This is a genomic window from Sphingomonas sp. M1-B02 (assembly GCF_026167525.1).
In the GTDB taxonomy this organism is placed as follows: domain Bacteria; phylum Pseudomonadota; class Alphaproteobacteria; order Sphingomonadales; family Sphingomonadaceae; genus Sphingomonas.
In genome coordinates this window covers 2,453,606-2,473,501 of the sequence record NZ_CP110679.1, presented here as the reverse complement: position 1 = coordinate 2,473,501, position 19,896 = coordinate 2,453,606, and the positions used below count along the sequence as shown (strand labels likewise).

Below are 19,896 nucleotides of genomic sequence, written 5' to 3'. Positions count from 1 at the left end.
CTCGGTCTTTCGATTATTCCGCGATAGCGGCGCGGCGCAGATCCCGTGCGCGGGTGAGGATGATATCCTCGAGCTTCTGGACGGTGGCCGCCTGGACGGGCGACGCCACCCACTGGCCAGTGCGGTTGACCTCGCGAAGGGCAGCGACGCGCAACGCATCGGCGCGCAGATCCTGGTCGAGCACGGTGACGGTCACCTTCATCCGCTCGGTCGGCGTATTGGGGTTCACATACCAGTCGGTCACGATCACGCCGCCGTTCGAATCGGTCTGCAGCAGCGGCATGAAGCTCAGCGTGTCGAGCGATGCGCGCCACAGATAGGCGTTCACGCCGATGGTCGTCACCTTCGATGCGGCCAGATCGGCCTGGGGGCGATCGCGACCGCCGCAAGCGGCAACGGAAAGAACGAGCGACCCCAGGATCGCGGTGCGCAACAGGCGGTTCATCGACAGCTTCCTAAAGGCAGACACTATAGTGGTGAGCATCTATAGGGGCTCGTGTGGCGGGAGCAAGGCGCGAGACGGAGCGGAGCAAAGGGCCGGATCGGCCACGATTCGGCGCTTTTGCTGCTGAATCTGTGGGCATCGGGCAACACTCGCATGAAATTTGGGCAGCCGCTGGAACCTTGGTTTCGAATCATGGTACGGCTTTCTAACTGAGAGGGATGCAAATGCGTTTGACACGCTGGATGACGGGATTGGGACTGGGGGCGCTATGCGTCGCCGGGACCCTGCTCGCGCCCGCGCTTCAGGCACAAGAAAACGGACGTGTCGCCAATGCGATCGCGCGGCCATCGGTGGCGATGCGCGGTGGCCTCGGCACGTTCACGCCGGCTGCGGCCGATCCGAAGCTTGCGGCGATTCTCGCGCGTAGCGGTTTGCCGGAAAGCGGCTTCCGCTTCACGCCGTCCGAATCGTCGCGCAATGGCGAGCGGCGCGCGGTCACCGTGGCGGTGCGCGCGCGCTCCACCCGCGCCGCGCGGATCGATCGCAACGAGATGGCGGCTGCGGCAACGCCGTCGGTCAGCCTGGCCCCGATCGCCTATAATCTGGGCGTTTCGGTCGGCTGGAAGCGTTTCGCGATCGCGGGCGACGTGAGCCGAATCGAAATGGTGACTCAGCCCGGTAGCCGCGAGCGCGCCAATCTTGGCGTCAGCTACACCGGCAGCCGTATCACCGGGCGCGTCCAGGCTGCGGCCGAGCGTCCGCTGGCGAGCACGCCGATCCTGATCGGCGACAAGCCAAATTATTCGGTCGATCTCGGCGGCTCCTATTCGGTCACGCGCAACCTCGCGGTGACCGCGGGGGTGCGTTACAAGAGCGAGGCTGATCGCCTGCCCAAGATCACCGACGATCGCCGGGACAGCCAGGCGGTCTATGTGGGCACTGCCTTCCGCTTCTGACGCGCCGCGTCACTTCGTCCATGCATCGATCGCCGCCCAGCCATGGATTCCGCGCAAGCTTGATGCGCGTCTGGCATTCATCCCGCCGAGCGCGACGATCGGCACCCCTAGTCCGCGAATCAGCAGTCCGAAGCGAACCCGCCCCAGCACGCGGGCGCCCGGATGCGAGCGGGTCCGGAAGACCGGTGAGACGAACAAGGCATCCGCTCCGTCGCGAAGCGCTGCGATTGCCTCGCGCCGCGAATGGACCGCGCGGGTATGAAGCCCGCGACCCCTGCGCCCGCCATGCGTCCCCATCTCGCCGTTCAGCCGCGTCCCGCCCGCACGCAGCAGGATCAGGCCTCGCCGGCGCGCAACCTTCGCGAGCTTCGCGAACAATGCCCGCCGTTCCGATTGCACCAGCCCATAATGACGGAAAATAACGCCGCTTCCCCGCGGCAGCCGATCCAGCGCCGCCCAAATCGAATCGCCCATCCGCTCGTCGGTCATCAGCCATAGGCGCGGGACAGGGTGGCGGGCACGCATCGCCCCACCTATAGCGCGGCGCATGCCCATAGACGACGCCCGTCAGCGCCTGACCGACATTAACGACCGGATCGCCCGCGCGGCGCAGCTGGCCGGTGCCCCCCGTCCGGCGACGCTGATCGCCATCTCCAAGATGCACGACGCCGACGCGATCCGCCCGCTGATCGCCGCAGGCCAGCGCGTCTTCGGCGAGAATCGCGTCCAGGAAGCCGCGGCCAAATGGCCTCCGCTCAAGGCCGAGACACCCGACGTCGCGCTCCACTTGGTCGGCCAGCTCCAGTCGAACAAGGCCGAGGAAGCAGTCGACCTGTTCGACACGATTCATTCGGTCGACCGGCCGTCGCTGGTGACGGCGCTCGCCGCGGCGATGGCGCGCACGGGCAAGCGTCCCGATTGCTTCGTGCAGGTCAATATCGGCGACGAGCCGCAAAAGGGCGGCTGCGCGATCGGCGACTTGCCCGAGCTGCTTGCCCAGGCGCGGGAAGCGGGCCTGCCCGTCGTCGGCCTGATGTGCGTGCCTCCGCTCGACACCGAAGCCGCACCTTATTTCGCCTTGCTTGCCAAGCTGGCGCGCGAGCAAGGACTCGATGGCCTGAGCATGGGGATGTCGGGCGATTATGAGACCGCGGCGATGATCGGCGCGACGCATATCCGCATCGGCACCGCCTTGTTCGGAGCGCGGGCATGAAGCTCGACGCGATTCTCTTCGATTTCGACGGCGTGTTGCTCGAAAGCGAATATGCCGGCAATCGCCAGATTGCCGATTATCTGACGAGCATCGGCCATCCCACCAGCCCGGCCGAATCGATGGCCAACTTCATGGGGCTGGCCGGTGCGGACTTTCTCGGCGCAGTCGAGCGCTGGATCGGCCGTGCGATCCCCGAAGATTTCCACACCGCCCGCGCCATCGAGGACCGCCGCGCGCTGGAGGAGGGACTGCCCGAGGTGGCCGGTGCGATCGAGTTCGTCTTCCGCCTGCCGCCCGAGCTGCCCCGCGCGATCGCCTCGTCGAGCTCGACCGAGTGGATCAGCCGGCATCTCGAACATCTCGGGATCCGCGAGGCCTTCGGCGACAAGATTTTCAGCGGGCGCGAGCATGTCGAACGCGGCAAGCCCGAGCCCGATCTCTATCTACACGCCGCCGCGGCGCTGGGCGTCGATATAGGGCGCTGCGTCATCCTCGAAGATTCGCCGGTCGGCGTCACCGGCGCGGTCGCCTCGGGCGCGCATGTTATCGGACTCTGCGCGGGCAGCCATTGCGACATCGGCCATGCCGATCGGCTGCGCGCGTTGGGCGTGACCGAAATCGCACATGATTTCGACGCGGTCGCCCGCGCTATCGGGCTGCCGCCTCGCGCCTGAGGAGAAAGGCACGCAGCGCCACGGCGTCGTGATAGGCGTTGTGCGGCACCGCGCTGGCGGACGAATCATAGCCGAACGCATCGCACAGTTCGAAGCCGACCCGATCGAGGCCGATGCGTCGCCCCGGCGCGGAGATCATTGCGCGCGCGGCATGGACGATGTCCTCGGGCCAGTCGGCGATCAGCACCGGCCAGGGATCGTCGCCCAGATAGGCCTCCAGCCGGCGCGACAGCTCCGCCGCCTCGATCGGTTCGACGGCAAGCACCGGCAGGACATGCTCGGCCACCCAGGGGGTCGGATCCGGGCATTCAAGCGCTTCGTAGAAATGCGGCGCGTCCGGCTCCTCGGGCACCAGCGCCAGCGCGATCAGCGCGCCGCCAAAGCCGTTGAATTCGGTATCGAGGAAGTAGCGCATCGCTAGAAATCGTGGCCCGTGCGGTCGCGCTTCGTCGCCAGATAGGCTTCGTTGTGCGGATTGGGCGGCAGGCGGTGCGGCACGCGCTCTATCACGGCGATTCCCGAGGCCGCGAGCGCAGCGACCTTTTCGGGATTGTTGGTCAGCAGCCGCACGCGGGTCTGGCCAAGCAAGTCGAGCATCCGCCCGGCAATCGCGAAGTTGCGCGAATCGACCGCGAAGCCCAACCGAGTGTTGGCGTCGACCGTGTCATAACCCTGATCCTGCAGCGCATAAGCGCGCAGCTTGTTGATCAGCCCGATCCCGCGGCCTTCCTGGCGCAGATAGAGCAGGATGCCCCAGCCGCTGGCCTCGATCGCGGCGATCGCCGCGCGCAGCTGCGGCCCGCAGTCGCATTTGAGGCTGCCGAGCACGTCGCCGGTGAGGCATTCGCTGTGCAGCCGGACGAGGGGCGGGCCGCCGTCGGGCCGGCCGATCAGCAACGCGACATGCTCGCCGGGCATCTCGTCGGTCCGGAAGGCGACGATCTCGGCCTCCTCGGCGCCCTCCACCGGCAGGCGCGCGCGGCCGACGATGCGCAGTCGACCGGCATCCTCATGCGCATCGATATCGGCGGGGGTGATCGCCTCCGCCGCGTCGCCGGCAAATGCGAAATAAGCGGGCAGCAGCCCGGCGATCCGCGCCAGCCGCAGCGCGGCGGCGGCAGCCTCGGGCGCCTCGACCGGCAGCGCGCGGAACGGTCCTTTGAGCGGAGTCGCCAGGTCCATCTGCGGATCGGAGAGCGCGGTGGCGGTATCGAAATCGAGCCAGGGCACGCGCTCGACGAGCACCGGCCCGTCGGGCGCCGCCGCGTCGCGCTGGTTGGCGAGCTTCAGCGTCGCCGCCCGCCCCGCCGAGAGCAAGACCGGCGCGCGTCCCTCCGGATCGAATGCCGACAGCCGCTCGGCGTCCGCCGTCTCGATCGCGAGCAGCTGCAGCGTTCCGTCCCCGCCCGAAATCGCGATCGGCCAGCCGCGGCGCAGCGCATCGACGGCGCGAGCAACGGCGCGAGGGTCGCTCAAAAGGCGAATTCCGTGATGATCGGGACATGGTCCGATGGCCGCAGCCAGCTTCTGCACGGCTCGCACACTTTGTGGCTGGTTGCCTGCTCGGCGACTTCGCGGCTGGCCCACATATGATCGAGCCGCCGCCCGCGGTCGTTGGCGGTCCAGTCGGCCGAGCGATAGCTCCACCAGGTGAAGTTGCGCGCAGGCGCCGGGATGAAGTGGCGCCCCAGATCGACCCAGTCATGCGCCGCCTGCAGCCGCCCCAGCGCCTCGACCTCGATCGGGGTGTGGCTGACGACGCCCAGCAACTGCTTGTGGCTCCACACGTCGCATTCGAGCGGGGCGATGTTGAAATCGCCGGTCAGGATCGTCGGCACGCGCAAGCCCGTCGCCCACTGGGTCATCCGCTCGACGAAATCGAGCTTCTGGCCGAACTTCGGGTTCACTTCGCGATCGGGGACGTCGCCGCCGGCGGGTACGTAAACATTCTCCAGCCTTACGCCATTGGGGAGGCGCACGCCGACGTGGCGCGCCTCCTGATTGGCCTGCCAGTCGAAGCGGTCATCCTCGATCACCGGCACCCGCGCGATGATCGCCACGCCGTGATGCATCTTCTGGCCATGCTTGATGACATGGCCATAGCCCATCGCGCGGAACGGTGCCTCGGGGAAATCGCCGTCGATCACCTTGGTTTCCTGCAGGCACAATATGTCGGGTGCCTCCTCGCGGAGGAATTGCTGCACGATGTCGATCCGCGCACGGACCGAATTGATATTCCAGGAAGCGATCTTCACGAAAGGGGATGTAGCGCTTTTGCGCGGCGGTGCCAGCCTGCGCCAAGCAAAGCGCCCCAAAAACGGAAAGGCCCCCGCTCCGGGGGCAATGGAGCGAGGGCCGACCTAGCGTTCGTCACGCAGGCAGGATGTGGATATCGTCCGGGCAACAGGGGGAAAATCCCGGCTCAAGCCCCACATCCGCACTTTCGTTTTTAGGCCCGGCTACCTGTCGCCAGCATGAACGATTCCCCGTTTCTCAGCGATTTCGCGGGCCTTGCGGCCGTGGGTCGTTCCAGCGGAACGCTCCGTCCGAAATGCTGGCGTTGAACTTCTGGTTCGACAACCGGATCGTCGTGCGGTTGTTCTGCGAATCCAGCGCGACCCAGCCCTGGAGCATCAGCCCGGCCGGTGCGCTGGCATTCTTCTGAAAGATCATCGTGATCCGGCCATATTCGGGATGCGCGCTGTCATGCACTTCGATCGAGACGACGCGGGGATCGCCGGTCGGCTTGAGCGTCGCATATTTGGTGATGTCGCGCTTGGGATTGAGCAGCACCGCCAGCGGCGAGTTCCCGATCGGCCAGCGATCGACCTGCTTCACCTGATAATCGATGAAATAAAGGCTGCTGCCATCCGCCACGATCAGCTGCGGCACGCCCTTCTGATATTGGAAGCGGATCTTGCCCGGCCGCTTGAGCGTCATGTTGCCGGTCAGGGTCCGTCCGTTGCGATCCGTCTGGGTGAAAGCGGCGGTCATGCTGGTCACGCCCTGCAGATGCTGCTGCACCTGGGCGAGCTCGTCTCGCTGCACCGGCGCGGCGGCAATCAGCGCGGGGGCGGCAAGGAGGGTGAGGACGAGGGGCCGTGCAAACACGTGTTTCTCCAATTGGGGTGCCGCTTCGCTAGCAAGGGCGGCTTGAATGCCTGCTGAACCCCTCTCAGCGCGCAACGATCCTCACAGCGGCCGCCCCTCGGTATCCATCAGCACCTCACGCCGACCGACATGGTCGGGCCGCGACACCAGCCCATCCTTCTCCATCCGCTCGATCAGCCGCGCCGCGCTGTTGTAGCCGACGCGGAGCTGGCGCTGGAGCCAGGAGGTTGAGGCCTTCTGGCTCTCGGCGACCAATTGCACGGCCTTGCGATAGATCTGGTCCTCGGGGCTGTCTTCGCCGTCGGGTGCGCCGTCGAGGCTGAAGCCGCCATCCTCGGGCTCCTCGGTGACCGCCGAGATATAATCGGGCTCGCCCTGCGCGCGCCAGAAGTCGGCGACCCCCATCACTTCGTCGTCGCTGACGAACGGACCGTGGACGCGGACGAGCTGCTTGCCGCCGGGCATGTAAAGCATGTCGCCCTTGCCCAGCAGCTGCTCGGCGCCCTGCTCGCCCAGGATCGTGCGCGAATCGATCTTAGACGTGACGTGGAAGCTGATCCGCGTCGGAAGATTCGCCTTGATCACGCCGGTGATCACGTCGACCGAGGGGCGCTGCGTCGCCATGATCAGGTGAATGCCCGCCGCGCGTGCCTTCTGCGCGAGCCGCTGGATCAGGAATTCGACTTCCTTGCCCGCGGTCATCATCAGATCGGCAAGCTCGTCGACGATCACCACGATCTGCGGCAGCGGCGCGAGATCGAGCGCTTCCTCGTCATAGAGCGGGCGGCCATTTTCGTCGTAGCCGACCTGGACTTTCCGCCCGAGCTTCTGCCCCTTGGCGCGAGCGGCGCGAACCTTGTCGTTGAAGCTGGCAAGGCTGCGGACGTTGACGCTCGCCATCATCCGATAGCGATCCTCCATCTGCTCGACCGCCCATTTTAGCGCGCGCACCGCCTTTGCGGGCTCGGTCACCACGTCGGCGAGCAGATGCGGGATGTCCTTGTACATGCTCAGTTCGAGCATCTTGGGATCGATCATGATCATACGGCACTGATCGGGGGTGAGCCGATAGAGCAGGGAGAGGATCATGCAGTTGAGCCCGACCGACTTGCCCGATCCGGTAGTGCCGGCGACGAGCAGATGCGGCATCGGCGCGAGATCGGCGATGATCGGATCGCCACCGATATTCTTGCCGAGCACCAAAGGCAGCGACGCGCCCTGATCCTCGAAGCTCTGGCTGCCGATCAGCTCGTGCAGATTGACCGACTCGCGCTTGGCGTTGGGCAGCTCGATGCCGATCACGCTGCGACCCGGGATCGTCGCGACGCGCGCGGAGATCGCCGACATGTTGCGCGCGATATCGTCGGCGAGCTGGATCACCCGGCTCGCCTTGATCCCCGCGGCCGGCTCGAGCTCGTACATGGTGACGACGGGGCCGGGGCGAACCTCGACGATCTCGCCCTTCACGTTGAAATCGTCGAGCACGCTTTCGAGCAGACGGGCGTTGCGCTCGAGCGCGGCCTTGTCGATCGCGCTGCTCTTGTTGACCGGGCCGGGCTTCAGCAGGTCCAGCGGGGGCAGCTTGTAGCTGTCCTTGAAGTCGAGGCTGCTCTGCACCGGCGGCTTGGGCTTGGCCGGCGATGGCGTGACGCTGCGATCGGAAATGACCGGGCCGGGGCGATTGTCGGGCACCACCACCTTGCGAGGCTCGCGAGGTTCGATCGGCGGGCGGTCGCGCGAATCCGGGCGCGGTTCCGGCGCGGCGAGCAAGGCGGTCTTCGCCGGGCCCAGCAATCGCGGCAGGCGGATGCCGCGTTCGGGCAGGCTGAAGTCCAGTGTGCGCCACCAGCAGAACAGTCCGACCAGCACCGCCACCAGCCCGAGCCCACGCCCGGCCCAGAAAGCGATCGTCGGCTCGCCGCTCAGCCCGATCAGCCAGTCGAGGAAGCCGGCCAGCGCCAGCCCGGCCACCCCGCCCATGCCGCCGGGAAGCCGCCATTCGGGAGGCAACGACCAGTCGATATGGAGCAAGGCCAGCCCGACCGCGACCAGCAATGCGCTCAGAAAGGCGCCGCGGAGCATCGTGCGCCAGTTGCCGAGCGGGCGATCGACCCAAAGCCGGTTGGTCACGCTGAGCGCGACCGGGGTGAGCAGCAGCACCGGCAGGCCCAGCCCGGAATAAAGCAGGTCCGAAATCCAGGCGCCCCAGGTGCCGAGCAGGTTGCGCGCCGGCCCGCCCGCCGCGGTGTTCAGCGAGGGGTCCTGCGAATGATAGCTCAGCAACGCCAGCACGACCGCCATCGTCGCCAGGAACAACAGGGTTCCGCCGATCAACGCGCCGCTGCGGCGGGCGCTGGCCTTCATCGTGTCGCGCAACAGCGACGGTTGTGCCCGGGACGCCATTGGCCCAGCCTCCAGATTTTCAGGGGGTGCGGCCCGCAGCATCGCCTTTGCCGAGTCCCGCGTCAAGATGGACTTGTTTTGTACCCGCGCTTCGGGCTGGCAGCGCGGCGTCAAAGTGCTAGGGTCTGAACTCGATACCGGCAACGCCCGAGATTGCCCTGTGAAGTCTGCTGGCAAGGCGGATTGCGCAGTCGCGTAGCGGCGCTACGCGCAAGCGATCCAACGCAGTCCAGCGGGCTTCACAGGGCAACCGCAGAGCGGCGGGCGGATTTTGGCCCAGGGCTGCGTTCCTCGTCGGTCACGATGCTCAGCATCGCTTCCTCCTCGCGCCTTGCCCTGAACCAAAATCCGCTCCGTCTCGGGCATTGCCGGTATCGAGTTCAGACCCTAGGGCAGGCGGATGGATCAAGCCGATATTCTCATTCTTGGCGGGGGCCTGGTCGGCAGCGCACTGGCCGTTGCGCTCGATGCGCATGGGCTCAGCTCGATCGTCGTCGATCCCGCCGATCCCCAGACCATCCTCGCCGCCGATTTCGATGGTCGTGCCTCGGCGATCGCCAGCGCGCCGATGCGGATGTTCGAAGCGATCGGGGTGGCGGAGCGGCTCGCGGGCAAGGGCTGTCCGATCCAGGGCATCCGGGTCAGCGACGGGCTGCTCCCCGGCAAACTCGATTTCGCGCCCGATCCGGGCGAAGGCGCGCTCGGCCATATGTTCGAGAATCGCGTCCTGCGGCGGACCCTGCTGGAGGCAGCGCAGGCGGCGCCGGGTGTCGATCTGCGGATGCAGACCCGCGCAGTCTCGGTCGATCGCGGCGAGTTCGGGGTCGCAGCCACGCTCGATTCGGGCGCGGTGGTCCGCGCGCCGCTGCTGATCGCCGCCGAGGGGCGCAATTCGCCGACTCGCGACGCCGCCGGGCTCAAGACCGCGCGCTGGACCTATGACCATGCTGCGCTGATCGCCACGCTGGGCCACGAACGCAGCCACGAGAATATCGCCTTCGAAATCTTCTATTCGCAGGGCCCCTTCGCGATCCTCCCCTTGCTCGACGACGAGAACGGCCATCGCTCGGCAGTCGTCTGGACGGTCAAGGGAAGCGACGCCGCGGGGATGCTGCGCATCTCCGATCGCGCCTATCTCGCCGAGGCCGAAAAGCGCATGGGCGGCTTCCTCGGCAAGCTGGGGCCGCTTTCGGCGCGGTCGAGCTACCCGCTCGGCTTCCACCACGCGGCCTGGATCACGTCGAACCGGCTGGCTCTCGTGGGCGACGCCGCGCACGGCATCCATCCGATCGCTGGCCAGGGCGTCAATGTCGGCTTCCGCGACGTCGCGACTTTGGTCGAGGTGCTGGTCGAGGGCAAACGGCTCGGGCTCGATCTCGGCGATCCGCAATTGCTCGCGCGCTACCAGCGCTGGCGCGGGCTCGACACCTTCATGGTGGCTGCTGCGACCGACGGGCTCACCCGCCTGTTCGGCATCCCCGGCAAGAGTGCCGCAGCGGTCCGGCGAATCGGGCTTTCGACGGTCGATCGGCTCCCCCCGCTCAAGCGCATGTTCATGGCCGAAGCACGCGGCGAATCGGGCGATGTTCCGAAGCTGCTGCAGGGGCTGGCGGTCTAAACCCCCTCCGGAACGTTACAGCGCGCGCGCTTCCTCGATCAGCAGCACCGGCACCCCCTCGCGGATCGGATAGGCCACCCCCGCCGCGTCGGACAGCAGCTCCTGCGCCGCCTCGTCATAGCGCAAAGGCGTCCGTGTCGCCGGGCATACCAGCCGTTCGAGCAGCCAGGGGTCGATCACTGCAGCGTCGCCCCGCCCTCATCGTCGTGGCGGCCGAAGAACTGCATCAGCTGGACGATCAGCTCGGACCGCTGGGCCAGCGTATCGGCTTCGAGCAGCGCCTGCTTCGACGCGACGTCGAATGGCGCGATCTGGGCGATGCCGTTGACCAGCGACTCGTCGTCGAGCCGGGTGACCGCTTCCCAATCGACCGCATAGCCCAAGCCATCGGCGAAGCGCCGCGCCTCCATCTCCAGCGATGCACGCTCCGCCAGCGCCAGGACTTCATCCTCGCGCGCGGGCTCCAGCTCGGCCTCGGCCTGGCGAAACTGGGTGGTAACGTCGAGCTCGCGGACGATCGTGAAGCGCGCCAGTCCCTCCAGCACGATGTCGAACCGCCCGTCGGGCAGCGCTTCCACCTCTGCGATCCGCCCCACGCAGCCGACGTCGAACAGGGTGGGCGGATCCGCCGCGTCGCGCGGCTGGACCATGCCGATGCGGCGATCGCGCGCCAATGCGTCGGTCACCAGCGCGCGATAGCGCGGCTCGAAGATATGCAGCGGCAGCCGCATCCGCGGGAAGAGCAACGCCCCGCCAAGCGGAAACAGCGAGAGCCGCGCGTGTTTCATCCGAACAGGATCGCGGAAAGCTTCCGCCGCTGCGCCGAGACCCACGGATTTTCGAGCCCAACCGCCTCGAACAGAGTCAGCAGCCGCTGCCGCGCCGCGCTCTCGTTCCAGTCGCGCTCGTCCTGGATCATCGCCAGCAGCGTTGCAGCAGCGCCGTCATGATCGCCCGCCGCCATCTGGCCGCCGGCCAGTTCGTAGCGCGCGTCCATATCCTCGGGATTGGCCGCGGCGCGCGCCGCCAGGCCCGATAGGTCCGCGACCGGCTGGACATCCTTGGCAAGCGCAAGCGCCGCGCGCGCGCGCTCGACTTCCGGAGTCTTGGCCGCATCTTCCGGGATCGCCGCCAGGGCGGCCTCGGCCGCCTCGGCATCCCCCAGGGCGACCAGCGCGCGGGCGCGCCCGGCTGCCGCCGCGGCATTCTCGGGCGCGATCTCCAATATCTGGTCGAAGACCGACAGGGCCCGCGTCGCGTCGCCTTCGGCCAGCACCTGCTCGCCCATTGCGATCAGCGGCTCCAGCTCGGCTTCCGCCTCCGCCGCTTCGTTCTGGACGGGCAATTGGCGCAGCAGCTGGTCGAGCATCGTGCGCAGCTGCGATTCGGTCCGCGCCGGGGTCAGGTCGGCGACGAGCTGGCCCTGGAACATCGCATAGACGGTCGGGATCGATTTCACCTGGAATTGCGCGGCAATGAATTGATTCGCATCGACGTCGACCTTGGCGAGCTTCACGCCCTTGTCGGCATAATCGGCCGCGACCTTTTCCAGGACCGGGGTCAGCGCCTTGCACGGCCCGCACCATTCGGCCCAGAAGTCGATCATCACCAAGCTCGTCATCGACGGCTCGACGATATCGCGGCGGAAAGCGTCGACCGCTTCCTTTTCGGCGGGGGTCATTCCAAGCGTGGCCAAGACGGGTTCCTCAGGGGATCAGCGATAGCCCGCTATGTGGGGGTTTCACGCTTCGTCGCCAAGCCTTTTCCAAGTTTGCGCAAGGGGGTTGCGCTCTTGGTGACCCCCTGCTAGTGGCCGCGCCTCACCCGCCCCGTGCGCCTTGTCGCACCGGGCAGAACGCCGAGCGGGCGTAGCTCAGGGGTAGAGCACGACCTTGCCAAGGTCGGGGTCGAGGGTTCGAATCCCTTCGCCCGCTCCAGCTTCTCGCCGTGATTTAGCGGCGCTAAGTCACGACATTGCGAGAAGCACGGCCGGCGTTGCGCAGCAACGACCGACGGCACGGCTTTGCCGTGCCGCATCCAGGCCCTTCCTGAACCTCGACTAATCGCCGTGGATCCACGACGGCGCGAAATGGGGCGGTCGCCCCCGCCAAGCCCGTGCCCGCACTTTCTAGCTATATAGCATAGCAGTAATTGACATCATGCCGCCCACCCGACATGATCCGTGCGCCGTCACAGCCGAGGTCAACTCGCGGAAGGTTAGGGGAGAAATCATGAGCATTTCGCACATTCGCCGCACGATGTTTGCGGGCAGCCTGGCCACCATCGCGCTGTGCCTTGCCGGTGCAATCGCCACTCCTGCCAGTGCCCAGACTGTAACCCCTGATCCGGATCCGACGGTCGATGCCGCAGAGCAGGCGGCCGACGATGGCGACATCCTCGTCACTGCCCGGCGCCGGGCCGAGCGGCTGCAGGATACGCCGGTTGCGGTCACGGCGTTCAGCGCCGAGATGCTCGAAACCCGCCAGATCCTCCAGACCCAGGACCTCGAGCGGGTCACCCCCAGCCTTCAGTTCAAGCCCGCCGGCCAGCTTTCGGGCAACAGCGCGTCGTCGGTCGTGTTCATCCGCGGCGTCGGTCAGGTCGACCCCACCGCGGCGGTCGATCCCGGCGTCGGCATCTATCTCGACGAAGTCTATCTCGGCCGCGCCGTCGGCGGAGCGATCGATTTCGGCGATATCGAAGGCGTCGAAGTGCTGCGCGGACCGCAGGGCACGCTGTTCGGCCGCAACACGATCGGCGGCGCCATCCTGGTGCGCACCCGCCAGCCCGAACTCGGCGTGTTCGGCGGTCGCGCGCGCTTCCGCGTCGGCACCGACAATCTCTATGAAGGCTTCGCCGCGCTCAACATCCCGATCGGCGAGACCGTGGCGGCGCGGGTCTCGGGCGGCTTCCGCAAGCGCGATGGCTATGTGATCCGCGCGTTCGACGGGCTCGATCTGGGCAATGACAACAGCCAGTCGTTCAACGCCGCGCTCAAATGGGAGCCGTCGGGCGCCTTCGATCTGTTCCTTCGCGCCGATTATTCGAAGCGCAACGAACATGGCGCGCCCTTCACCTTCGCCGAGATCAACGAGCAGGCGCCGGTCGCCGCTATCGTCAGCGTGGCCGCAGGCTGCCCGGGGGCGACCATCCCCTTCGCCCCGTTCGCGCCCGGCAACCCCCGCTTCGGCGCGCCCAACGTGCCCCTGATCAATGATTCGCGCTGCGCCAACGACTTCCAGCAGCGCGGGGACTTCGTGAACGGCGGCACCGCTGCGGTGCTCAGCACCTCTGAAGTGTGGGGCGTGGCCGCGACCGGCAATATCCGCCTGACCGAGCAAGCCTCGATCAAGCTGATCACCGCCTATCGCGAGACCCAGTCACGCGGCATTCGCGATGCCGACAATACGCCCTTCACGATGATCACCACCGATGTCGGCGGAAAGTCGCAGCAGTTCAGCCAGGAAGTCCAGCTGCAGCTCGACTTCAACACGGTCAGCGCGATCATCGGCGGCTATTATTTCAACGAGGATACCGCGGAGCGGGCGACCGTGCCGCTCGCCTTCCCGCCCTCACCGCCGGTGATCAACTCGTTGCTCCGCGGCGGCCCCGCCAGCCGCGATCTGCAGGTCTCGCGGCTGAAGACCGATTCGGTCGCGGCGTTCGGCGAAGTCAGCGTCAAGCCGGCGGCCGGGCTCGAGATCAGCGGCGGGCTGCGCTACACCTCCGATACCAAACTCTATCAGGGCACGGTCTTCAATCTCTTCCCCGCGACGCTGCCCGATCCGAACCCGCTGCCGACGCTCGCGGCACCGCAGGGTGGACCCTTGTTCATCTTCAACACGCCCAACACGCGCACCTTCGCGGCGCTCACCGGCTCGGCCAGCCTGCAATATCGCTGGACTGAATCGCTCAGCACCTACGCCTCCTATGCACGCAGCTTCAAATCGGGCGGGTTCAACACGCGCTACAATGCCGCGCCCGTCGGCAACGTGCCGGTGCCGTTCGATCAGGAAAAGGTCACCAGCTACGAAGTCGGCGCCAAGATGCAGTTCGGCCGGCTCCGGCTCAACCTGGCGGCGTTCCAGGCCGAATATCAGGATATCCAGCTGATCTTCCGCCAGGGCGTGGTACCCTTGCTGTTCAACGCCGGCGAGGCGCGGATGCGCGGCTTCGAGGCGGAAGTGAGCTATCGCTCGCCCTGGGGGCTGGTCTTCGATGCCGGGGGCAGCATCCTGCGCGACAAGATCAAGAGCATCACCCCGGTCCCCGGCGCCACCGCCACCGTCGCACCGGGCGACGATTTGCCCTTCACCCCAGAATTCCAGGGCAATTTCGGCATCTCCTATGCCATCGGCCTGGGCAACGAGATGACGCTGACCCCGCGGATCGACGGCAGCTACACGTCGAAGGTGACGTTCATCACGGGCAGCATCCGCTCGATCGAGGAGGACGGCTTCTTCGTCGGCAATGCCTCGCTCACCCTCAAGCTGCCCAGCGGAATCGAGGCGAGCGCCGGCATCGCCAACATCCTCGACGCGCGCTATCTGATCCAGGGCAACGCATCGCTGGGCACGCTCGGTTACGCGGAGCGTATCTTCGCCCGGCCGCGCAACTGGTTCGTCCAGCTTTCCAGCGCATTCTGACCTTCCAGCGTCATCCCGGTCTCCCCGGGATGACGTGCGCGGTCACCCGTGGATCCGCGTCAGCAACCCAACCAGTTGCGCCACCTCGCGTTTCGTGAAGCGCGAGGTCAGCCAATGCTCGTGGTCGACGATCGCCGTGCGCGCCGCGCGTAGCGCCTCGTGTCCGGCGGGGCGCAGCATCAGCGTCTGCCGCCGCCGGTCGACCTGCGACATGCCGCGCTCGAGATAGTCGCGTGCCTGCAGCCGATTGACGATCGCCATCACCGTCGCCCGGTCCATCTGCAGCCGCTGCGCGAGATCGGCCTGGGCGATGCCGGGATGGTCGCTCACCAGCCACAGCACCGAGACCTGCTTCTGGGTAAGGTCGAGATGCGCGAAGCTTTCCATGAAGTGGCGATAGACCGCGCCATGCGCCAGCCGGATGTGGAAGCCGACGATATCGTTGATCGCGCCGACCCCACCATCGTCCGCCGCCGCGCTTTTATCCTCGTTCAAGCTTCGTGTCCCATGCCCGCTACGCATGCCGGGTTCGCGAAAACCTGTCTAGGCGACATCGAAACTGTATGCGTTGCATATCAATTTGCCCCGGAATAGAGTGGTGCCGACAGCGCCCGAAAGCGGCGCCCGGCAATTGCGAGCGAGAGGATATCGACATGACGGCAACCAATCTGGAACAGGTGCTCGGCGCCGCAGGAGACCCGGTCGAAATGCTGCGCAACGCGCAGATCGGCGCCTATGTCTATCCGGTGGTCGCGCCCGAATTCTCGAACTGGCGTAGCGAGCAATATGCCTGGCAGCACTCGGCGGTGCTGTTCGACCAGTCGCACCATATGGTCGATCTGTTCATCAGCGGGCCCGATGCGCTCAAGCTGATCAGCGACACCGCGATCAATTCGATGAAGGGGTTTGCGGTCAACAAGGCCAAGCAATATGTCCCGACCACGCCCTACGGCCATGTCATCGGCGACGGCATCCTCTTCTATCTGGCCGAGGAGCAGTTCGTCTATGTCGGCCGCGCGCCCGCTGCCAACTGGCTGATGTACCACGCCCAGACGGGTGGCTATGACGTCGAGATCATCAAGGACGACCGCAGCCCGGCGCGGCCGATGGGCAAGCCGGTCAAGCGCGTCAACTGGCGCTTCCAGATCCAGGGCCCCAATGCCTGGGCGATCATCGAGAAGCTCAATGGCGGCCCGGTCGAGCAGCTCAAATTCTTCAACATGAGCACGATGAACATCGCCGGAAAGACGATCCGCACGCTGCGCCACGGCATGTCCGGCGCACCGGGGCTCGAAATCTGGGGTCCCTATGAAGAGCAGGAAGAGGTGCGCAACGCGATCCTCGAAGCCGGCAAGGAATTCGGCATGCTCGCCTGCGGCAGCCGCGCTTATCCGTCGAACACGCTGGAGAGCGGCTGGATCCCCTCGCCGCTGCCGGCGATCTACACCGGCGAGAAGCTCAAGGGCTATCGCGAATGGCTCGGCGCGGACAGCTATGAGGCGACCGGCGGCATCGGCGGCAGCTTCGTCGGCGAGAGCATCGAGGACTATTATCTGAACCCGTACGAGCTTGGTTATGGCCCGTTCGTGAAGTTCGACCATGATTTCCACGGCCGCGAGGCGCTGGAGGCGCTCGACAAGGATGCCCAGCGGCGCAAGGTGACGCTGGCCTGGAATGCCGAGGACATGGCCAAGATCTTCGCCTCGATGGTCGATCCGGATGGCGAAAATTACAAATTCTTCGATCTGCCGCTCGCGAATTACGCCTCGTCCAATTACGACAAGGTCGTGGATTCGGGCGGCCGCACCGTCGGCCTGTCGATGTTCACCGGCTATAGCTATAACGAGAAATCGGCGCTGAGCCTGGCTACGGTCGATCATGAGATCCCGGTCGGCACCGAGCTCAAGGTGGTGTGGGGCGAGCCCGACGGCGGCACCCGCAAGACCACCGTCGAGCCGCACAGGCAGATCGAGGTCCGCGCCGTTGTCAGTCCGGTGCCCTATTCGCGGGTGGCGCGCGAAACCTATCAGGAAGGCTGGCGCACTACGCGCGCCTGAGCCGGCGATGACGCTTATCGAACGGATCGCCTCCGCAATCGCCGCGAGCCGCACCGGCACCACCGCCGGCTGGCAATTCTATCGTGGAGACGCGGCGCGTATGCTTGCGGCCACCCGCGGCTTCCCGACCTTGTGCGCCCCGCATATGCGCGAAGTTCGGGAGGATTGCGCGCCACGCGCCGGTTGACTGGCGACGCAAACCCCGCTTTCATTTGGGAGATGTCGCGTAAAAACGTCAGCTTCGGCAGCCTTTCCCCTCTTGTCGGCTTTCATCTGCGCCGCGCCTCGGGCGAGTTCGCGCTCGATTTCCGTGCCGCGGTCGAGGGCACGGGGATGCGCCAGGTGCTCGTCGGCATCCTTGCGATCGTCGATGCCAATCCCGGGATCAATCAGGGCGCGGTCGGCAAGATACTCGGCATCAAGCGCGCCAACATGGTGTCGTTGATCAACGAATTGGTCGAACGCGCCGCGATCGAGCGGACGATGACCCCGAGCGACCGCCGCTCCTTCTCGCTGGCGCTCACCGCATCGGGCAAGGCGCTGCTCGCCGAGTGCATGACGCGGATCGCCGAGCACGAACGGAAGCTGCTCGCCGGCCTGAGCGATCTCGAGCGGCAATTACTGCTCAACCTTCTGTCGCGGATCGAAAGCGCGCCCGCGAGCTAGCAGTTCATTCGGCGCGGATCAGCGCATCGAGTGCGATGACGCCCTGCCCGCGCGGATAGACGATAACCGGGTTGAGATCGATCTCGCGGATCGCGGGCGTGCCGGCCAGCACCCTGCCCAGCCGCGCTATCATCGCGGTCAGCGCGTCCAGATCGAGCGGCGGCGAGCCGCGGAAGCCGTCGAACAAGGCGGCGCTCTTGAGCTGCTTCAGTTCCGCAACGATCCCCGCTTCGCTGAGGTCGGGCGCGATCAGCCGCACGTCATGGAGCAATTCGGCCTGGACGCCGCCCATGCCGACCAGGATCACCGGGCCCCATTCGGGATCGTTGCGCGCGCCGACGATCAGCTCGACGCCGCGTGCGCCCATCGCTTCGACCAGCACGCCCTCAAGCGCCATCCCCGCCGCGTGCTGCGCCAAATTGGCATGCAACTGGTCCCAGCCACGCGCCAGCGCCTCGGCGTCGGCGAGGTTCAGGATTACGCCGCCGGCGTCGCTCTTGTGCGAGAGTTCGGAGGCCTGCGCCTTGATCACGACCGGATAGCCGATCCGCGCGGCGATGGCCTGCGCGGCCTCGACGCTCGTCGCGAGATCGCCGGCGGGGAAGGGGATGCCCGCCGGCGCCAGCAATTGCTTGGCGCGATATTCGGGGATGATTCCCGCTGCCAGGCCATCGAGCGCGACGGGCACTGCGCCGCTCATGCTCTGGTCGCGCGCGGCGTGGCGCGACAAGCGCGCCAGCGCTCGGAAGGCGCGGTCGGCCGAGGGGAAATAGGGCACGCCCAGCGCGCGGAGCTGCGCGATATAGTCGGCAGGCACGCCGGCGCCTTCGTCCAGCCCGGCGAAGACCACCGTCTTGCGCGGCGCCAGCGCGGTCAGCGCGTCGACGATCGGCGGGAATTTGCGCGCCGAGGTCGCCTCGTCGGTCTGGATGATCGCCAGCACCACCGAGGAAATGGCGGGATCGTCGAGCAGCGGCTCGAGCGTCCGGCGATACAGATCGGGATCGACCAAGGCCTGCGCGGTGAGGTCCATCGGGTTGGAGACCGGGATGAAATCGGGCATCCCCGCCCGGAGCCGCGCCGCAGTGTTGCCGGCCAGCGCCGGCAGGTCGAGCCCGATCGCTTCGGCAAGGTCGAGCGTCAGCGCCTTGAATGCGCCGGATTCGGTCAACACCGCGGTGCCGCCCGCCGCGAGCGGCTGTGCACGCAGCGCCAGATCGACGAGGTCGCCCAGTTCCTCGAGGTTGTGCGCCAGCACCACGCCGGCGCGCTCGACCTTGACGCGCATCACGTCCCAGTCGCCGGCCATCGCGCCGGTGTGCGTCGCCGCCGATTCGCGCGCGGCGCTCGATTGGCCGGGGTGCAACAAGACGATCGTCTTGCCCGCCGCCTGCGCCTGCGCTGCCAGCGCCAGGAAGCGCGCGGGATTGCGGAACTGTTCGACGATCATCGCGATGACGCCGGTGTGCGGCTCTCGAATCAGATGCGCGACATAGTCCTCGACGCCGCTGGCCGCTTCGTTGCCGGTCGAGACCGAGATCGAGATGCCGAGATCCTTGCCCATCAGCACGGTGCCCAGCACCACCGCCATCGCCCCCGATTGCGAGACGATGCCGACTCCGGGCCGGTCGCCCAGCCGCAGTGCCGGCGTTTCGACGAAGGTCAGCGGCACGCCATCGACATAATTGACCAGGCCCAGGCAATTGGGCCCCTCGATCACCATGCCATGCTGCGCAGCAATCCTTGCCACTTCGGCCTGCGCCGCCAGCCCTTCCTCGCCGCCCTCGGCAAAGCCCGCGGCGAAGATCACTGCCGCGCCGACACCGCGTTCCGCGAGCGCCTGCAGTGCGCCGATCGCTGCCCCGCCGGGGATCGCCAACACGGCGGCGTCCACGTCCTCGGGCAGATCGTCGATCGACTTGAGGCACGGCCGGCCGTCGATCGTGTCGCGCTTGGGATTGATCAGGTGGATGTCGCCGGCAAAGCCGTGGCGCACCAGATTGGCGAGCACCGAATTGCCGAGCGACCCGGGGGTAGGCGACGCACCGACGATCGCAACCGAGCGCGGGGTGAGCAAGCGGGAAAGATCGGGCATCATGCTATCCTG

At 66.7% G+C, this 19,896-nt stretch carries 20 protein-coding genes and 1 tRNA gene; 9 read left to right on the top strand and 12 right to left on the bottom strand.

Annotated elements, in window-relative coordinates:
• Nucleotides 1-13: 13 nt before the first annotated feature.
• Nucleotides 14-445: a DUF3576 domain-containing protein gene (locus tag OKW87_RS11910; protein ID WP_265539773.1), complete on the bottom strand. Its 432-nt coding sequence runs from the start codon at nucleotides 443-445 to the stop codon at nucleotides 14-16.
• Between the two features lie 242 nt (nucleotides 446-687).
• On the opposite strand from OKW87_RS11910, the gene OKW87_RS11905 reads away from it, so the two are divergent.
• On the top strand, nucleotides 688-1,401 hold the full coding sequence (locus OKW87_RS11905) for a hypothetical protein (protein ID WP_265539771.1): 714 nt from the start codon (nucleotides 688-690) through the stop codon (nucleotides 1,399-1,401).
• A gap of 9 nt (nucleotides 1,402-1,410) precedes the next feature.
• On the opposite strand, the gene OKW87_RS11900 is transcribed toward OKW87_RS11905, so the two are convergent.
• On the bottom strand, nucleotides 1,411-1,890 hold the full coding sequence (locus OKW87_RS11900) for a thiamine phosphate synthase (RefSeq protein ID WP_265539769.1): 480 nt from the start codon (nucleotides 1,888-1,890) through the stop codon (nucleotides 1,411-1,413).
• Nucleotides 1,891-1,948: 58 nt separating this feature from the next.
• Between OKW87_RS11900 and OKW87_RS11895 the strand changes: the two genes are divergently transcribed.
• Entirely contained in the window at nucleotides 1,949-2,614 is a 666-nt protein-coding gene (locus OKW87_RS11895; protein ID WP_265539767.1) for a YggS family pyridoxal phosphate-dependent enzyme, read from the top strand.
• Nucleotides 2,611-3,288: an HAD family hydrolase gene (locus OKW87_RS11890; protein ID WP_265539765.1), complete on the top strand. Its 678-nt coding sequence runs from the start codon at nucleotides 2,611-2,613 to the stop codon at nucleotides 3,286-3,288. The genes OKW87_RS11895 and OKW87_RS11890 overlap by 4 nt, the downstream gene beginning before the upstream one ends.
• On the opposite strand, the gene OKW87_RS11885 is transcribed toward OKW87_RS11890, so the two are convergent.
• The 5 genes from OKW87_RS11885 to OKW87_RS11865 form a co-directional block, all read right to left on the bottom strand.
• A complete protein-coding gene (locus OKW87_RS11885) occupies nucleotides 3,263-3,703 on the bottom strand; it encodes a hypothetical protein (protein WP_265539763.1) in 441 nt (146 codons plus the stop codon). The genes OKW87_RS11890 and OKW87_RS11885 overlap by 26 nt on opposite strands.
• 2 nt (nucleotides 3,704-3,705) lie before the next feature.
• Entirely contained in the window at nucleotides 3,706-4,764 is a 1,059-nt protein-coding gene (gene ribA, locus OKW87_RS11880; RefSeq protein WP_265539762.1) for a GTP cyclohydrolase II, read from the bottom strand.
• Nucleotides 4,761-5,543 (bottom strand): exodeoxyribonuclease III, encoded by a 783-nt coding sequence (locus OKW87_RS11875; protein ID WP_265539760.1) that lies wholly within the window; start codon nucleotides 5,541-5,543, stop codon nucleotides 4,761-4,763. Before OKW87_RS11875 ends, ribA begins: the two co-directional genes overlap by 4 nt.
• 238 nt (nucleotides 5,544-5,781) lie before the next feature.
• Entirely contained in the window at nucleotides 5,782-6,399 is a 618-nt protein-coding gene (locus OKW87_RS11870; protein ID WP_265539758.1) for a LolA family protein, read from the bottom strand.
• Nucleotides 6,400-6,480: 81 nt separating this feature from the next.
• Nucleotides 6,481-8,802 carry a DNA translocase FtsK gene (locus tag OKW87_RS11865; protein WP_265539756.1) on the bottom strand — a complete coding sequence of 774 codons (2,322 nt, stop codon included), beginning with the start codon at nucleotides 8,800-8,802 and terminating at the stop codon, nucleotides 6,481-6,483.
• A 400-nt stretch (nucleotides 8,803-9,202) separates the two neighbouring features.
• On the opposite strand from OKW87_RS11865, the gene OKW87_RS11860 reads away from it, so the two are divergent.
• The gene (locus OKW87_RS11860; protein ID WP_265539754.1) at nucleotides 9,203-10,420 is read left to right on the top strand and encodes a UbiH/UbiF/VisC/COQ6 family ubiquinone biosynthesis hydroxylase; all 1,218 of its coding nucleotides are present in this window, start codon (nucleotides 9,203-9,205) and stop codon (nucleotides 10,418-10,420) included.
• A 15-nt stretch (nucleotides 10,421-10,435) separates the two neighbouring features.
• On the opposite strand, the gene OKW87_RS11855 is transcribed toward OKW87_RS11860, so the two are convergent.
• The 3 genes from OKW87_RS11855 to OKW87_RS11845 are packed head-to-tail and all read right to left on the bottom strand — an operon-like array spanning nucleotide 10,436 to nucleotide 12,101.
• Nucleotides 10,436-10,600, bottom strand: a complete 165-nt coding sequence (locus tag OKW87_RS11855; RefSeq protein ID WP_265539752.1) for a Trm112 family protein — start codon at nucleotides 10,598-10,600, stop codon at nucleotides 10,436-10,438.
• Complete coding sequence (locus OKW87_RS11850) at nucleotides 10,597-11,208, bottom strand: LON peptidase substrate-binding domain-containing protein (RefSeq protein WP_265539751.1); 612 nt, start codon at nucleotides 11,206-11,208, stop codon at nucleotides 10,597-10,599. Before OKW87_RS11850 ends, OKW87_RS11855 begins: the two co-directional genes overlap by 4 nt.
• Entirely contained in the window at nucleotides 11,205-12,101 is an 897-nt protein-coding gene (locus OKW87_RS11845) for a tetratricopeptide repeat protein (RefSeq protein WP_265544100.1), read from the bottom strand. The genes OKW87_RS11850 and OKW87_RS11845 overlap by 4 nt, the downstream gene beginning before the upstream one ends.
• 181 nt (nucleotides 12,102-12,282) lie before the next feature.
• On the opposite strand from OKW87_RS11845, the gene OKW87_RS11840 reads away from it, so the two are divergent.
• Together OKW87_RS11840 and OKW87_RS11835 are read left to right on the top strand one after the other, a co-directional pair.
• Nucleotides 12,283-12,357 (top strand) — tRNA-Gly (locus tag OKW87_RS11840).
• A gap of 294 nt (nucleotides 12,358-12,651) precedes the next feature.
• Nucleotides 12,652-15,066: a TonB-dependent receptor gene (locus OKW87_RS11835; protein ID WP_265539750.1), complete on the top strand. Its 2,415-nt coding sequence runs from the start codon at nucleotides 12,652-12,654 to the stop codon at nucleotides 15,064-15,066.
• Nucleotides 15,067-15,108: 42 nt separating this feature from the next.
• On the opposite strand, the gene OKW87_RS11830 is transcribed toward OKW87_RS11835, so the two are convergent.
• Complete coding sequence (locus OKW87_RS11830; RefSeq protein WP_265539749.1) at nucleotides 15,109-15,561, bottom strand: MarR family winged helix-turn-helix transcriptional regulator; 453 nt, start codon at nucleotides 15,559-15,561, stop codon at nucleotides 15,109-15,111.
• 158 nt (nucleotides 15,562-15,719) lie between these two features.
• Here OKW87_RS11830 and ligM point away from each other — a divergent pair, with 158 nt between their 5' ends.
• From ligM to OKW87_RS11815, 3 genes are read left to right on the top strand one after another with little or no spacing between them, the layout of a single operon-like run.
• Nucleotides 15,720-17,123, top strand: a complete 1,404-nt coding sequence (ligM, locus tag OKW87_RS11825; protein ID WP_265539747.1) for a vanillate/3-O-methylgallate O-demethylase — start codon at nucleotides 15,720-15,722, stop codon at nucleotides 17,121-17,123.
• 7 nt (nucleotides 17,124-17,130) lie between these two features.
• Nucleotides 17,131-17,310, top strand: coding sequence for a hypothetical protein (locus OKW87_RS11820; RefSeq protein WP_265539745.1), 180 nt, complete (start codon nucleotides 17,131-17,133; stop codon nucleotides 17,308-17,310).
• 32 nt (nucleotides 17,311-17,342) lie between these two features.
• Nucleotides 17,343-17,789 carry a MarR family winged helix-turn-helix transcriptional regulator gene (locus tag OKW87_RS11815; RefSeq protein ID WP_265539743.1) on the top strand — a complete coding sequence of 149 codons (447 nt, stop codon included), beginning with the start codon at nucleotides 17,343-17,345 and terminating at the stop codon, nucleotides 17,787-17,789.
• 4 nt (nucleotides 17,790-17,793) lie between these two features.
• On the opposite strand, the gene OKW87_RS11810 is transcribed toward OKW87_RS11815, so the two are convergent.
• Nucleotides 17,794-19,884: an acetate--CoA ligase family protein gene (locus OKW87_RS11810; RefSeq protein WP_265539741.1), complete on the bottom strand. Its 2,091-nt coding sequence runs from the start codon at nucleotides 19,882-19,884 to the stop codon at nucleotides 17,794-17,796.
• Nucleotides 19,885-19,896 lie beyond the last annotated feature (12 nt).